Source organism: Pantoea sp. JK, from assembly GCF_026130245.1.
Taxonomy (GTDB): Bacteria; Pseudomonadota; Gammaproteobacteria; order Enterobacterales; family Enterobacteriaceae; genus Pantoea; species Pantoea trifolii.
Genome location: NZ_JAINFN010000005.1, coordinates 306,114 through 319,491 on the forward strand (window position 1 = coordinate 306,114; position 13,378 = coordinate 319,491).

The following is a 13,378-nucleotide window of genomic DNA, read 5'->3' on the forward strand; positions in this document are numbered from 1 at the left end:
CTGTGATAGGCGGGCGCCATTAATGGCGCCCCTACACGACATCCCGCAAGGCTTCCTCTAAGTCGTACCAGCGAAAACCAAAGCCTGACTCTTCTAAGCGCTTCGGCAACACATGTTGTCCGCCGAGCACCAGCACCGCCGATTCCCCCATCATCAGCTTGATGGCGCTGGCTGGCGTGCGCATAAAGGCCGGACGATGCATTACATGGCCGAGCGTGGCGGCGAACTGCTCATTGCGCACCGCATAGGGCGCAACCATGTTGAAGGGGCCGCGCAGTTCAGCATGGTCGATCAACCACAGCATCGCGTTAACTAAATCGTCGATGTGAATCCACGGCAGATACTGTTTGCCGCTGCCAATTGGGCCGCCGACGCCAAGCTTAAACGGCAGTTTCATCTTCGATAACGCGCCACCTTCTTTCGCCAGCACCACGCCAGTTCGCATTAGGCAGACGCGGGTGCGATCGCTCTGTGCAGTCAGCGCCAGTTGCTCCCAACGGGCGCACAGCGCATGGGTAAACTCGTCGTGCCCCGGATCCTCTTCGGTCAGCACCAAATCGCCGGTATCGCCATAAAAGCCGGTAGCCGAGCCGGAAATCAAAAATTGTGGGGGATTGCTGCTGGCATGAATCAGCGACACCAGTTGCTCGGTAATCTGCCAGCGGCTTTCGCATAGCCGCTGCTTCTGCTGTTCGGTCCAGCGTTTATCGGCGATCGGTTCGCCCGCGAGATTGATAACACCATCAATGCCATTTAAATCAGTTTGCTGATGGATGCCGGACCACAGCGCGACGCTGGCGTCGAGTTTCTCGCGTGCGGCGGCGACATCGCGCGTCACAACGCTCACCTGATGGCCAAGCTGCAACAAACGCGGAATCAGGTGGCGGCCAATCAGGCCGGTGCCGCCGGTGATCAGTAAATGCATGTTGAGCCTCCTTGTCATTTTTTATCTGCTCAGATTGAGCATAGAAGAGAAGCGTGCGCGCGGCGTGACTCTGCTTACGCTTATGAAGAAAAAGGAAAAGTCAGCGCTGGTCTTAGCAGCTAAAGATCCGACCAGCGCACCATTGCCTTCACAAATAAAAATCGGTAAACATGATGCACACCTGACGCTTTCCTGAGGCAGCCAATGAATTATCCAACCATTACCTTGTGGTCAGATTCTTGCTTTTTCAGTCCTTACGCCATGTCGGTTTATGTTGCGCTAACCGAGAAGGGCATTCCCTTCACCCTGAAGCGCGTCGATTTATCGCAGAATGCGCAGTGGGATGATGAGTACCGCGCACTGTCGCTGACCTGCCGCGTGCCGACGCTGCAAATCGATGATGTGCTGCTGACGGAATCATCAGCGATTGCCGAGTATCTGGAAGAGCGTTTTCCGGCACCAGAGTTCGAGCGGCTCTATCCGCGCGATCGTGAGAAACGCGCGCATGCGCGCGAAGTGCAGGCGTGGTTGCGCAGCGACTTGATGGCACTGCGCTCAGAGCGCCCCACTGAAGTGCTGTTTGCTGGCGAACGTTTTGCGCCGCTTACGCCAGCCGGTGAGCAAGCCGCTAATAAACTCATTGCTGCGGTGCAGCGCCTTTTGCCTGACGGACAGCAAAATCTGTTTGGCGAATGGTCGATTGCGGATACCGATTTAGCCGTGATGATTAATCGCCTGGCGCTGCACGGCGATGCGCTACCAGTGAAGTTACAGCACTATGCTGAGTTCCAGTGGCAGCGTGCTTCGGTGCAACTCTGGTTAGCGGAATCCGGTAAAACACGCTGAGCACGATGCGCCTTGCGATGGCGAAAAGAACGCTTTACCTTACCGCCTATTCTAATAAAGCATGGCAAACAGGCGCGTGCTGGGCACGCCGAAAACACAAAAGGGTTACGGATGGTGGATCAAACGGCAGGTGACGGTATCGAGTGGGTTGATATCGTTAACGAAGAGAACGAAGTCATTGCGCAGGCCAGCCGTGCGCAAATGCGTGCGCAGTGTCTGCGTCATCGTGCGACCTATATTGTGGTGCACGATGGCATGGGCAAAATTCTGGTGCAGCGTCGCACTGAAATCAAAGACTTCATGCCGGGTATGCTGGATGCCACTGCCGGTGGCGTGGTGCAGAGCGGAGAAGACCTGCTGGAATCGGCGCGTCGTGAAGCGGAAGAGGAGTTGGGTATTGCGGCCGTTCCGTTCGCCGAGCACGGACAGTTCTACTTTGAAGATCAGCATTGCCGCGTATGGGGCGGGCTGTTCAGCTGCGTTTCCCATGGTCCGTTTGCTATGCAGGAAGAGGAAGTAGACGAGATCTTCTGGATGACGCCGGAAGAGATCACCGCACGCTGTGATGAGTTCACCGATGATTCGCTTAAGGCGTTGTCATTGTGGCTGAGCCGTAACAGCGATGCTGCTCGCCGTAAGCAGAGCAGTGAAGCATAATCATGCCATAGGGTCGCCATTTATGGCGACCTTATACACAATTGTTAATGTTCCTGCAGAATACCCGTCAACAGCGTCAAAGCATCCTCGAACTGCGCATCGGGAATGGTCAGCGGATAGAGGAAGCGAATCACGTTGCCGTACACGCCGCAGGTTAGAAGAATCAAACCTTGTTGCAGCGCCTGCTGCTGAATAGCTTTAGCAATCTCCGCCGACGGCTTACCCGCCCCATCATTGAATTCCGCCGCTATCATTGAGCCGTATCCGCGTATCTCCGCCAGCGCTTTACACTCCGCACGCTGTAAAACCTGTTTTAATCGGCTGCCTAATTGATTGGCACGGTTGCACAGCGCTTCTTCTTCGATAATCTCTAACACCGCCAGCGCCGCCGCAATCGCCGGTGGACTGCCAGCATAGGTTCCGCCCAGGCCGCCAGGTTCAGGCGCATCCATGACTTCCGCACGTCCCGATACCGCTGAGAGCGGAAAGCCGCCAGCGAGACTTTTTGCCATGGTAATAAGATCGGGCTGCACGGCGTAATAGTCGCTGGCGAACAGCTTGCCGGTGCGCGCAAAACCGCTCTGAATCTCATCGGCGATCAGCAGAATGCCGTGACGATCGCATAACTCACGCAGTGCTACGACAAACTCTGGCGGCGCACTGTAGAAACCGCCTTCGCCCTGAACCGGTTCAAAGATAATGGCCGCCACCTGCTGCGGACTGATATCGCTGCGGAAAATCGCTTCCAGGCTGTCGAGCGCATCACTAACGGTGACGTTGTGCAGCGCGTTGGGATAGCGCGCGTGAAACACCGGGCTGGCGAAGGGGCCGAAGCCGGTTTTATACGGCACCACTTTACCGGTTAGCGACATTGTCATATTGGTACGACCGTGAAACGCACCGGTGAAGGCGATGATGCCGGGACGACCGGTGGCCGCACGCGCAATTTTCACCGCGTTTTCGACCGCTTCTGCACCGGTCGAGATAAAGGTGGTTTTCACCGCGCCGTTAATCGGTACTAACGCATTAAGCCGCTCAGCCAGGTGAATGTAGTTCTCATAAGGGATGATTTGAAATGCGGTGTGGGTAAAACATTCAAGCTGCTGCTGTACCGCCGCCATCACTTTCGGGTGACGATGTCCGGTGTTAAGCACCGCGATGCCTGCGGCAAAATCGGTGTATTCGCGGCCATGCTGATCCCACACCGTGGCGTTCTCGGCTTTCACCGCATAGAAATCACACATCACACCCACGCCACGCGGCGTGGCTTGTAAACGACGGCTGTGCACATCACTGTTGCTCATTATTCACCTCGCAATTAGCGGCAGACTTCAATCAGTGTTAGCGCAGCGCAGGGTTTATGCCAGTGAAGTGCGGGGCAAAAAAAAGCACGCACCGAAGTGCATGCTTTTTTGCCGGGCCGGGAAGGGACTAGCCTTCGGCCTGCTGGGACTGAATCGCCGTCAATGCGATGGTGTAGACGATGTCATCCACCAGGGCGCCGCGTGACAGGTCGTTCACCGGCTTACGCATGCCTTGCAGCATCGGCCCGATGGAGATCAGGTCGGCAGAACGCTGTACCGCTTTGTAAGTGGTGTTACCGGTGTTCAGATCCGGGAAGATGAACACGGTAGCGCGACCGGCAACCGCAGAGTTTGGCGCTTTGGATTTGGCGACGTCTTCCATAATCGCGGCGTCGTACTGCAGCGGACCATCGATAACCAGATCCGGGCGTTTTTCCTGCGCGATGCGCGTGGCTTCACGCACTTTCTCAACGTCGCTACCGGCACCGGAGTTACCGGTGGAGTAGGAGATCATTGCGACGCGTGGATCGATACCGAAGGCTTTGGCTGAATCGGCAGACTGAATCGCAATTTCTGCCAGCTGTTCTGGATTGGGATCCGGGTTGATGGCGCAGTCGCCATACACCAGAACCTGCTCCGGCAGCAGCATGAAGAACACCGACGACACCAGCGAGCTGTTTGGCGCGGTTTTGATCAGCTGCAGCGGTGGACGAATGGTGTTCGCCGTGGTGTGAACCGCGCCGGATACCAGACCGTCAACTTCGCCGCTCTCCAGCATCATGGTGCCGAGCACCACGTTGTCTTCCAGCTGCTCCTGCGCCACCACTTCGGTCATGCCTTTGCTCTTACGCAGCTCAACCAGACGCGGCACATAGTTTTCGCGCACCACTTCTGGATCGACAATCACGATGCCTTTGCCGAGTTCAACACCTTGCGCCGCCGCAACACGCTGAATCTCTTCCGGGTTGCCGAGCAGCACACAGGTGGCGATGCCGCGTTCGGCGCAAATCGCTGCGGCTTTGACGGTACGTGGCTCGTCGCCTTCTGGCAGCACGATGCGTTTGCCGGCTTTGCGCGCCAGCTCGGTGAGTTGGTAACGGAATGCCGGTGGGGACAGGCGACGGCTGCGCTCTGAAGTAGCGGTCAGTGATTCCACCCAATCTTCGTTGATGAAGCTGGCCACGTACTCCTGCACTTTTTCGATGCGCTGCGTATCGTCAGTCGGCACTTCCAGGTTGAAGCTCTGCAGGCTGAGCGACGTCTGCCAGGTGTTGGTTTTCACCATAAAGACCGGCAGGCCGGTCTGGAACGCACGTTCGCACAGGCGTGCGATTGGCGCTTCAATCTGATATCCACCGGTCAACAGCACTGCACCGATTTCAACGCCATTCATCGCGGCTAAACAGGCGGCAACCAGCACATCAGGACGATCGGCGGAAGTCACCAGCAGTGAACCCGGACGGAAGTGCTCCAGCATGTGCGGAATGCTACGCGCACAGAAGGTCACGGATTTCACACGGCGCGTCTGGATTTCACCTTCGTTGATGATATCGGCGTTCAGGTGACGGCACATATCGATGGCGCGGGTAGCAATCAGATCAAAGCTCCACGGCACACAACCCAATACCGGCAGCGGGCTGTTCGCAAACAGCTGCTTAGGATCGACGTTGGCGATGCTGGCTTTAGTGGAGTCATCGAAAATCTCTGACAGATCCGGGCGCGTACGGCCTTGCTCATCCACCGGCGCATTGAGTTTGTTGATGATCACGCCAGTGATGTTTTTGTTCTTGCTGCCGCCAAAGCTGCTTTGCGTCAGTTCGATACGCTCTTTCAGTTGCGCCGGAGAATCGTTGCCCAGCGACATCACGAAGACGATTTCTGCGTTCAGGGTTTTGGCGATCTCATAGTTCAGCGCAGAGGCGAACTGATGTTTACGCGTTGGTACCAGACCTTCAACCAGCACCACTTCCGCGTCTTTGGCGTTCGCGTGGTAGTTGGCAATGATCTCTTCCATCAGCACGTCTTGCTGGTTAGAACCGAGCAGCGACTCAACGCGTGACATCTGCAGCGGTTCAGCGGCAGGAATCGCGGAGCTTTTACGGATAATGCTGGTGGTTTGGTCTGGCGCATCGCCGCCCGCACGTGGCTGGGCAATCGGCTTGAATACGCTCAGGCGCACGCCTTTGCGCTCCATGGCACGGATCACGCCGAGGCTGACGCTGGTCAGACCGACGCTGGTGCCGGTAGGAATGAGCATAATTGTACGTGACACGATAGAAACCTCTCAGGTGTTGCAGACTGTCTAAAACAACTCCGTCAGCCTAAGCTGACGGAGAGAAGTGGGTTTAAGCGGTGAGACGTGCGGCGTCTTGAGCAATCACCAACTCTTCGTTGGTTGGGATCACCACGGCCGGGCGCGTGCCTTCTTTGTTGATGAAGCCAGATTTGCCAAAGCGTGCCGCCAGGTTGCGCTCATGATCAACTTCGAAGCCGAGCAGACCCAGTTTTTGCAGCGCCAGCTCGCGCACCATCGCGGCGTTTTCACCGATACCGCCGGTGAAGACCACGGCGTCCAGACGGCCTTCCATCAGCGCGGTGTAGCTGCCGATGTACTTCGCCAGACGGTGGCAGAACACATCCATCGCACGCTTGGCATCTTCTTTGGTGGCGTAATTGTCTTCCACATAGCGGCAGTCGCTGGTGACTTCGGTCAAACCTAACAGGCCAGACTCTTTGGTCAGCAGCTTGTTGATGGAATCAACGCTCATGCCCAGGGAATCATGCAGGAAGAAGATAATGGCCGGATCAATGTCACCGCTGCGGGTGCCCATCACCAAACCTTCCAGCGGCGTCAGGCCCATTGAGGTATCAACACACTGGCCGTTGCGAATAGCAGAAACAGAACCGCCATTGCCGAGGTGGCAAGTGATGATGTTCAGTTCGCTAACCGGTTTGTTCAGCATTTTCGCGGCTTCCTGCGTCACATAGTAGTGGCTGGTGCCGTGTGCGCCGTAGCGACGAACGCCGTGCTCTTTATACAATTTGTACGGCAGAGCATAGAGATAGGACTCTTCCGGCATTGTCTGATGGAATGCGGTGTCAAAAACCGCCACATTTTTATCGGAAAGATGCGGGAAGTTTTTCAGCGCTTCATCTATACCGATCAGATGCGCAGGATTGTGCAGTGGCGCAAATGAAGAGGCGTCTTTAATGCCTTGAATAACGGATTCGTCGATGACTACCGATTTGGTCAGCTGCTCGCCGCCGTGAACAATACGATGGCCGATTGCAGCGATTTGTGCCGAAAGCTCTGGTTTTTGTGCCAGAATAGTTTTAACCATAAAGTTCAGTGCTTCGCTGTGTGCCGCACCCGCGCCAAGCTGAGCTTCTTGTTTGCTGCCGTCCAGTTTCCACTTAATGCGTGCTTCCGGTAAGTGGAAGCATTCAGCCAGACCGGACAGGTATTCGTCGCCGGTAACAGGGTTAAGGATGGCAAACTTAAGTGAAGAACTGCCGCAGTTCAGAACCAGAACTAACTTCGTCGACATGGAAGTACCTATTTTGTTAAATAGTGGCTAAAAAAAACGCAATCAGACTAACAGCGTAGCCCATGAAAGCTGGTAGGTTAATGATAAACATCATGTGCTAGTCAAAATTTCACTGACATGCAAAAAATTTTGGTGATTTTACGCTTATTTTTGATAAGCACTTAGCGAAACATGGCTCTGGCCGCTCTATTATTGAGCTAAAGCTTCCGGTAATGTTACTGAAACGGCGTCAGAATACTCACAGTCACCCGCAAAGACAAAAACTTTTGAAGGATGTCACGTAAAGTTGTGTAGTTATCGGTTTATTTTAAATATTGCAGATTTAGTTGAGGTCTATCATGGCGAATGAGACAGACAATCCCGGCTGGTTCGGCTTGTTCCAGCGCGGACAGCGATACATGAAGACCTGGCCTGCAGACAAGCGCCTGGCGCCGGTGTTTCCTGAAAATCGCGTGGTCAATGCAACCCGCTTTGCCATTCGTTTTATGCCGCCGCTGGCGATTTTCACGCTGACGTGGCAAATCGCGATGGGTGGACAACTCGGTCCAGCAATTGCCACCGCGCTGTTTGCCTGCAGCCTGCCGATGCAAGGATTATGGTGGTTGGGGAAACGTTCTGTGACGCCGTTGCCGCCGACGTTGCTGCAGTGGTTTCATGAAGTGCGCACCAAGCTGGAAGAAGCGGGGCAGGCAATTGCACCGGTTGATGGTAAGCCGACATATCAGTCGCTCGCCGATGTGTTGAAACGGGCCTTCAAACAGCTCGATCGCACTTTCCTCGACGATCTTTGATCTGCTGACGCCTTTATCTTTTAGAGAATTTGAGCCAAATCCCGGTTCAAATCAAAGAAAAGTGGTGCGGACATACACGCATCACTCTCCTTGTGTAATCATTTCTTCATTGTTTAAATCTTAAGCGGCCGTCTGGCCCGGGAGCAAACCATGGAAATGACCCACGCCCAACGATTGATCCTCTCCAATCAATACAAAATGATGGCCATGCTGGAGCCTGATAACGCTGAGCGTTATCGTCGTTATCAGACCATTATTGAACGCGGCTATGGCTTGCAGTTACGTGAACTCGATAAAGAGTTCGGCGAGCTAACTGAAGCGACCTGTCGCCTGCTGATCGATATTATGGAAATGCACCATGCGCTGCATGTTTCCTGGTCGAATCTCAAAGATGGCAGCGCGATTGACGAGCGCCGCCTGGCTTTTCTTGGTTTTGATGCGGCTACCGAAGCGCGCTATCTCGGCTACGTGCGCTTTATGGTGAATGTTGAAGGGCGCTATACCCACTTTGATTCCGGCACCCACGGCTTCAATGCTCAAACGCCGATGTGGGAAAAATACCAACGCATGCTAACGGTGTGGCACACTTGCCCGCGTCAATATCATCTCAGCGCGAATGAGATCGCGCAGATTATCAATGCCTGAATAAGGAGCGACGCGTGAAGTACAGGGGTTTTCTGTTTGATTTAGACGGTACGCTGGTGGATTCATTGCCTGCAGTGATTCGCGCATGGTCACTGTGGGGTGAGCGCCATGGTTTGTCGGCGGAAGAGGTCCTGAGCTATATACACGGGAAGCCCGCCATCAATTCGTTGCGCCATTTCATGGCAGGGCAATCTGAAGAGGCTATTCAGGCGGAATTTCTCTGGCTTGAACGTCTTGAAGCGGAAGACACGCAAGGCGTGCAGGCGATTCCGGGTGCATTAGCGTTACTGTCAACGTTGAACGAGTTGCAGGTTCCGTGGGCGATTGTGACCTCGGGTTCGATTCCTGTCGCCCACGCGCGCCATAAAGCCGCAAATCTACCGATGCCAAAAGTGTTTATTACCGCTGAGAACATCAAGCACGGTAAGCCCAATCCCGAGCCTTATTTGCTCGGTGCTGAACGTTTGGGGCTTTCAGCGACGCAGTGTGTAGTGGTTGAGGATGCGCCGGCGGGCATTATTTCAGGTTTGGATGCGGGTAGTGCGGTGATCGCCATGAATGCACCAGCCGATGCACCGCGCCTCAATGAAGTAAGCTTCCGCGTCGCAACGCTTGAACCGGTTAATGTCATCAAAGAAGATAGCGGCGAGTTTACACTTTCAATCACCGCATAAAAAAACGGGCCGATGCGGCCCGTTTTTTTACAGCGGCGTATCTTGTGATATTTCATCCAGCGACAGGCTAAAGCTGGGAATAAAGACCTCAACAAAATAATCCATTTCCGGTGAACGCCGTTGGGTGAGGGTTTTTTCCAGGCGTGCTTTGGCCAGCAGAAACTCGTTATTACCTGCCGATAATTCTTCCAGACACTTCACGTAGGCGCAAAGTGCATCCGCCTGCTTCACCACGGATTGCTCACTTTCGGTATGCAAATGTTCATCAATCAGCGGGCGATAAGCGTCCTGCAGTTCAGGCGGCAGCATATCAATGAGCTTCTGCTGCGCAATTTTCTCGATCTTTTTGTATTCGTGGGCAATCTGTGCGTTGTAGTACTTCACCGGCGTCGGTAAATCACCGGTCAGCACTTCGCTGGCATCGTGATAGAGCGCCAGCATGGCAATACGCTCGGCATTGAGATTGCCGTTAAACTTTTTGTTTTTGATGATGGCGAGCGCATGAGCAACCATCGCCACCTGCAAGCTATGCTCGGAGACGTTTTCAGTGCGCACATTGCGCATCAATGGCCAGCGGTTGATTAGTTTGAGGCGGGAAAGGTGGGCGAAAAAATGGCTACGAGTCATGGACGGTTCCTGTTCGCACGGCGGGGAAGATATCTTTTCTCCGAAATGCGAACAGTATACGCGTCACAATTTACTGGCGATACCCTTGTAAGAAACGACCAAACTTGCTGACGGCCATTTCCAAATCGTCCACGCGCGGCAGCGTAACAATGCGCACGTGATCCGGCCACGGCCAGTTGAACGCGGTGCCCTGAACCAACAGCACTTTCTCTTGCAACAGGAAATCCAGCACCATCTTCTGATCGTCAAAGATGTTGAATTTCCTGGCATCAATTCGCGGGAACATGTACAGCGCACCTTGCGGCTTCACACAGCTGACGCCTGGAATATCATTAATTAATTCCCACGCACGCTGACGCTGTTCATACAAACGGCCGCCGGGGGCGATGAATTCACTAATACTTTGATAACCACCCAGCGCGGTCTGAATCGCATGTTGTGCCGGAACGTTGGCACACAGGCGCATCGACGCCAGCATTTCCAGCCCTTCAATATAACCTTTTGCGTGTTTCTTCGGACCGTTCAAAACCATCCAGCCCTGACGGAAGCCCGCCACGCGATAGGTTTTCGATAAGCCGTTAAAGGTCACGGTCAGCAGATCAGGGGCCAGCGCAGCAATTGAATGATGTTGTGCTTCGTCGTAGAGAATCTTGTCGTAGATTTCATCGGCGAAAATAATCAGATTGTGCTGGCGCGCAATTTCAACAATCTCCAGCAACAACTCTTTGCTGTAAACCGCGCCGGTCGGGTTATTCGGATTAATGATGACAATGCCACGGGTGCGCGGGGTGATCTTGCTACGGATATCATCCAGATCAGGGAACCAACCTGCTGATTCATCACACAGATAATGCACCGCTTTGCCACTCGACAGCGAAACGGCGGCGGTCCACAGCGGATAATCCGGTGCAGGTACCAGCATTTCATCGCCGCTGTTGAGCAATGCCTGCATCGCTTGCACAATCAGTTCAGATACGCCGTTACCAATATAGATGTCTTCAACGGTGACATCGCGCATGTCACGCGCCTGGTAATGCTGCATGATCGCCTTACGCGCCGAATACAGCCCTTTAGAGTCGCAATAACCCTGCGAGCTCGGCAGATTGCGAATGACATCGACCAGGATTTCATCAGGTGCTTCAAAACCAAATGGGGCAGGGTTGCCGATATTCAGCTTGAGAACTTTGTTGCCTTCTTCTTCAAGACGTTTAGCTTCTTTCAGTACCGGACCACGGATGTCATAACAGACATTTTCCAGCTTGCCGGATTTATCAATTTGAAAATTCATCGTTACCGCCTTTATGGGCAGAGTCCTTTAACCTGCCACCAAAAATCAAACTCGCCCAATTTACTCTTCTCACCTCAACAAAAGAAGGGCACCGCTGGGTTTTGGCGCGTTTGCCATTCTTTCCCGCTTCGCATGGCGTAAAAGTCATTGAAAATCAATTAATCTGGTTTATTAGTCCACAAATGTGAAGAATGATAAGATTAAACACTGGTAAGCTGTGCCTGACGTGTAAATGCCTTCTTCCATTCGCATCCGGGACTATTCAGAAATTTTTCAGTCACAATTGGCTTAAAAAAATATTAGCGACCAGACGAAATAGTTAAAGGATTCTTGTTAGATGGCGAAAAAGTGTCTGGTAAGGATTAAGTTCTGGCTGGCGTCTTAAAATGAAGTGCATTCTTATTCACTTATCAAGGGCGAGATTAAGCGTCAGTAACGGACCTAATATCGTGTAAAACAGTCTTAAAATAGCATTTACACTGTCACTTTAACGCTGATGCTCAAGATTCAGAACCAGGAGGGCTTAAAAAAAGAGCAGCGTTATGGCAGGATCTGTGCGGAAAGGCTTTTGGTCAAAAATTGCGATGTTTTGAACAAAAACATTTCCATTTATAACGTAAAAATGATTAAGTATAATTTATTATTTGATGCACTTTATCGCTTCGCATCTACATAACATGATGTTATTTCTTTTTAGCCCGCAGGGACTTTACGCGGGATACATAGACAACTACGCAGCTTCCAGCACCTGTACGACATACGTTTTCGGCCCAGAAGTTCTGCTGTCTATAATGACGACGCTGCTCTGTTCTCAGAGTGGTGCGATCGTCGGCATCCGCCTGACAAAATTTTTTCATGGCAGCTCCACACAGGGCTGTCATTAAGCACCATTGCCTCTTATCTCTTTGATAAGTCGGGTAATACACCAGGGTAGTAGTTTTAAAAAATCTTATAAGTGAAGAAAAAACATGACTAATGCAAATCGTCCGATACTGAATCTCGACCTCGATCTGCTGCGTACATTTGTTGCCGTTGCCGATCTGAACACTTTTGCAGCAGCCGCTGCCGCCGTGTGCAGAACGCAGTCAGCAGTGAGTCAGCAGATGCAACGTCTGGAACAATTGGTAGGTAAAGAGCTGTTTGCCAGACATGGACGTAATAAATTGCTGACGGAGCATGGCATTCAACTGCTGGGTTACGCCAGGAAAATCCTTCGTTTTAATGACGAAGCTTGCACCTCTTTAATGTACAGCAACATCCAGGGCGTTCTGACCATTGGCGCTTCAGATGATACCTCAGATACCATTCTGCCGTTCCTGCTTAACCGCGTAACGTCGGTCTATCCGAAGCTGGCCATTGATGTGCGTGTTAAGCGCAACCCGTTCATGATGGAAATGCTTAATCAAGGTGAAGTCGATCTGGTTGTGACGACGTCCAGCCCAGGAAACTTTACTCATCAGGTACTGCGTACTTCGCCAACGTTGTGGTACTGCGCGGCAGATTATATCTTCCAGCGTGGGGAAGCCATTCCTTTGGTCCTGCTGGATGAGCCAAGCCCGTATCGCGATATGGCGATTGATCACCTCAACGAAGCTGGCATTCCGTGGCGCATCTCGTATGTTGCCTCTACGCTGGCTGCCGTTCGTGCGGCGGTTAAAGCGGGCTTGGGTGTGACAGCGCGTCCGGTCGAGATGATGAGCCCAGAATTGCGAGTGATGGGCGCGGCAGAAGGTTTGCCAGTGCTACCGGATACTCAATATCTGCTGTGCCGCAATCCAGACAGCGATAACGAACTGGCTCTGGCCATCTTCAATGCCATGCAGTCTACCAATGATCCTTACAATCTGAGCGCTAATCCAGACGGTACTTTGCTGCTGGATGACGAAGAGTAAGGGCTACAGTTGCTGGTAATTCCTCGCATATGGAATACCGGTTAATTGTTAAAACGTATAAAAACGAGTCTTAGCGAGATAATTACCCGCTAAGGCTTTTTTTATGCCATTAAACTTTTCATTTTAGATGTAATTCCCTCGACTTAATTTCGACCTCATTCTTAAATATGAAACACGTTCC

The 13,378-nt window shown here is 52.7% G+C and carries 13 protein-coding genes; 7 read left to right on the forward strand and 6 right to left on the reverse strand.

The annotated features are described in order from the left end of the window. Nucleotides 1-31: 31 nt before the first annotated feature. The gene (locus PanJK_RS13815; protein WP_265300463.1) at nt 32-925 is read right to left on the reverse strand and encodes a TIGR01777 family oxidoreductase; all 894 of its coding nucleotides are present in this window, start codon (nt 923-925) and stop codon (nt 32-34) included. On the opposite strand from PanJK_RS13815, the gene PanJK_RS13820 reads away from it, so the two are divergent. The 3 genes from PanJK_RS13820 to yfcD all read left to right on the forward strand — a co-directional run bounded on the left by PanJK_RS13820 (nt 924) and on the right by yfcD (nt 2,428). Beyond that, the gene (locus PanJK_RS13820; RefSeq protein WP_256696977.1) at nt 924-1,121 is read left to right on the forward strand and encodes a hypothetical protein; all 198 of its coding nucleotides are present in this window, start codon (nt 924-926) and stop codon (nt 1,119-1,121) included. The genes PanJK_RS13815 and PanJK_RS13820 overlap by 2 nt on opposite strands. Nucleotides 1,122-1,129: 8 nt before the next feature. Beyond that, complete coding sequence (yfcF, locus tag PanJK_RS13825; protein WP_154155829.1) at nt 1,130-1,771, forward strand: glutathione transferase; 642 nt, start codon at nt 1,130-1,132, stop codon at nt 1,769-1,771. Nucleotides 1,772-1,882: 111 nt separating this feature from the next. Next, the gene (gene yfcD, locus PanJK_RS13830) at nt 1,883-2,428 is read left to right on the forward strand and encodes an NUDIX hydrolase YfcD (protein WP_007889295.1); all 546 of its coding nucleotides are present in this window, start codon (nt 1,883-1,885) and stop codon (nt 2,426-2,428) included. 44 nt (nt 2,429-2,472) lie between these two features. Here yfcD and PanJK_RS13835 read toward each other — a convergent pair whose 3' ends face one another. The 3 genes from PanJK_RS13835 to ackA form a co-directional block, all read right to left on the reverse strand. Continuing rightward, nucleotides 2,473-3,732, reverse strand: coding sequence for a 4-aminobutyrate--2-oxoglutarate transaminase (locus tag PanJK_RS13835; protein ID WP_265300469.1), 1,260 nt, complete (start codon nt 3,730-3,732; stop codon nt 2,473-2,475). Between the two features lie 127 nt (nt 3,733-3,859). After that, on the reverse strand, nt 3,860-6,004 hold the full coding sequence (gene pta / locus PanJK_RS13840; RefSeq protein WP_265300472.1) for a phosphate acetyltransferase: 2,145 nt from the start codon (nt 6,002-6,004) through the stop codon (nt 3,860-3,862). 73 nt (nt 6,005-6,077) lie between these two features. After that, nucleotides 6,078-7,280: an acetate kinase gene (ackA, locus tag PanJK_RS13845; RefSeq protein ID WP_256696973.1), complete on the reverse strand. Its 1,203-nt coding sequence runs from the start codon at nt 7,278-7,280 to the stop codon at nt 6,078-6,080. Nucleotides 7,281-7,618: 338 nt separating this feature from the next. Between ackA and yfbV the strand changes: the two genes are divergently transcribed. The 3 genes from yfbV to PanJK_RS13860 all read left to right on the forward strand — a co-directional run bounded on the left by yfbV (nt 7,619) and on the right by PanJK_RS13860 (nt 9,390). Next, nucleotides 7,619-8,071 (forward strand): terminus macrodomain insulation protein YfbV, encoded by a 453-nt coding sequence (gene yfbV / locus PanJK_RS13850; protein WP_256696972.1) that lies wholly within the window; start codon nt 7,619-7,621, stop codon nt 8,069-8,071. A 150-nt stretch (nt 8,072-8,221) separates the two neighbouring features. Then, nucleotides 8,222-8,716 carry a YfbU family protein gene (locus tag PanJK_RS13855; RefSeq protein ID WP_008105160.1) on the forward strand — a complete coding sequence of 165 codons (495 nt, stop codon included), beginning with the start codon at nt 8,222-8,224 and terminating at the stop codon, nt 8,714-8,716. Between the two features lie 14 nt (nt 8,717-8,730). Next, nucleotides 8,731-9,390, forward strand: coding sequence for a sugar phosphatase (locus tag PanJK_RS13860; RefSeq protein WP_265300477.1), 660 nt, complete (start codon nt 8,731-8,733; stop codon nt 9,388-9,390). 27 nt (nt 9,391-9,417) lie between these two features. Here PanJK_RS13860 and yfbR read toward each other — a convergent pair whose 3' ends face one another. Both yfbR and PanJK_RS13870 read right to left on the reverse strand, forming a co-directional pair. Then, complete coding sequence (yfbR, locus tag PanJK_RS13865) at nt 9,418-10,017, reverse strand: 5'-deoxynucleotidase (protein ID WP_008105157.1); 600 nt, start codon at nt 10,015-10,017, stop codon at nt 9,418-9,420. A 70-nt stretch (nt 10,018-10,087) separates the two neighbouring features. After that, nucleotides 10,088-11,305 carry a pyridoxal phosphate-dependent aminotransferase gene (locus PanJK_RS13870; RefSeq protein WP_256696970.1) on the reverse strand — a complete coding sequence of 406 codons (1,218 nt, stop codon included), beginning with the start codon at nt 11,303-11,305 and terminating at the stop codon, nt 10,088-10,090. A 968-nt stretch (nt 11,306-12,273) separates the two neighbouring features. Here PanJK_RS13870 and lrhA point away from each other — a divergent pair. After that, on the forward strand, nt 12,274-13,197 hold the full coding sequence (lrhA, locus tag PanJK_RS13875) for a transcriptional regulator LrhA (RefSeq protein ID WP_007889314.1): 924 nt from the start codon (nt 12,274-12,276) through the stop codon (nt 13,195-13,197). The last annotated feature ends 181 nt before the right edge of the window (nt 13,198-13,378 follow it).

Excerpts from the sequence above, each read along its gene's own strand:
- PanJK_RS13820 (WP_256696977.1), top strand. The coding sequence starts at position 924 with ATGTTGAGCCTCCTTGTCATTTTTTATCTGCTCAGATTGAGCATAGAA.
- PanJK_RS13815 (WP_265300463.1), bottom strand. The coding sequence starts at position 925 with ATGCATTTACTGATCACCGGCGGCACCGGCCTGATTGGCCGCCACCTG.
- yfcF (WP_154155829.1), top strand. The coding sequence starts at position 1,130 with ATGAATTATCCAACCATTACCTTGTGGTCAGATTCTTGCTTTTTCAGT.
- yfcD (WP_007889295.1), top strand. The coding sequence starts at position 1,883 with ATGGTGGATCAAACGGCAGGTGACGGTATCGAGTGGGTTGATATCGTT.
- PanJK_RS13835 (WP_265300469.1), bottom strand. The coding sequence starts at position 3,732 with ATGAGCAACAGTGATGTGCACAGCCGTCGTTTACAAGCCACGCCGCGT.
- ackA (WP_256696973.1), bottom strand. The coding sequence starts at position 7,280 with ATGTCGACGAAGTTAGTTCTGGTTCTGAACTGCGGCAGTTCTTCACTT.
- yfbV (WP_256696972.1), top strand. The coding sequence starts at position 7,619 with ATGGCGAATGAGACAGACAATCCCGGCTGGTTCGGCTTGTTCCAGCGC.
- PanJK_RS13855 (WP_008105160.1), top strand. The coding sequence starts at position 8,222 with ATGGAAATGACCCACGCCCAACGATTGATCCTCTCCAATCAATACAAA.
- yfbR (WP_008105157.1), bottom strand. The coding sequence starts at position 10,017 with ATGACTCGTAGCCATTTTTTCGCCCACCTTTCCCGCCTCAAACTAATC.
- PanJK_RS13870 (WP_256696970.1), bottom strand. The coding sequence starts at position 11,305 with ATGAATTTTCAAATTGATAAATCCGGCAAGCTGGAAAATGTCTGTTAT.
- lrhA (WP_007889314.1), top strand. The coding sequence starts at position 12,274 with ATGACTAATGCAAATCGTCCGATACTGAATCTCGACCTCGATCTGCTG.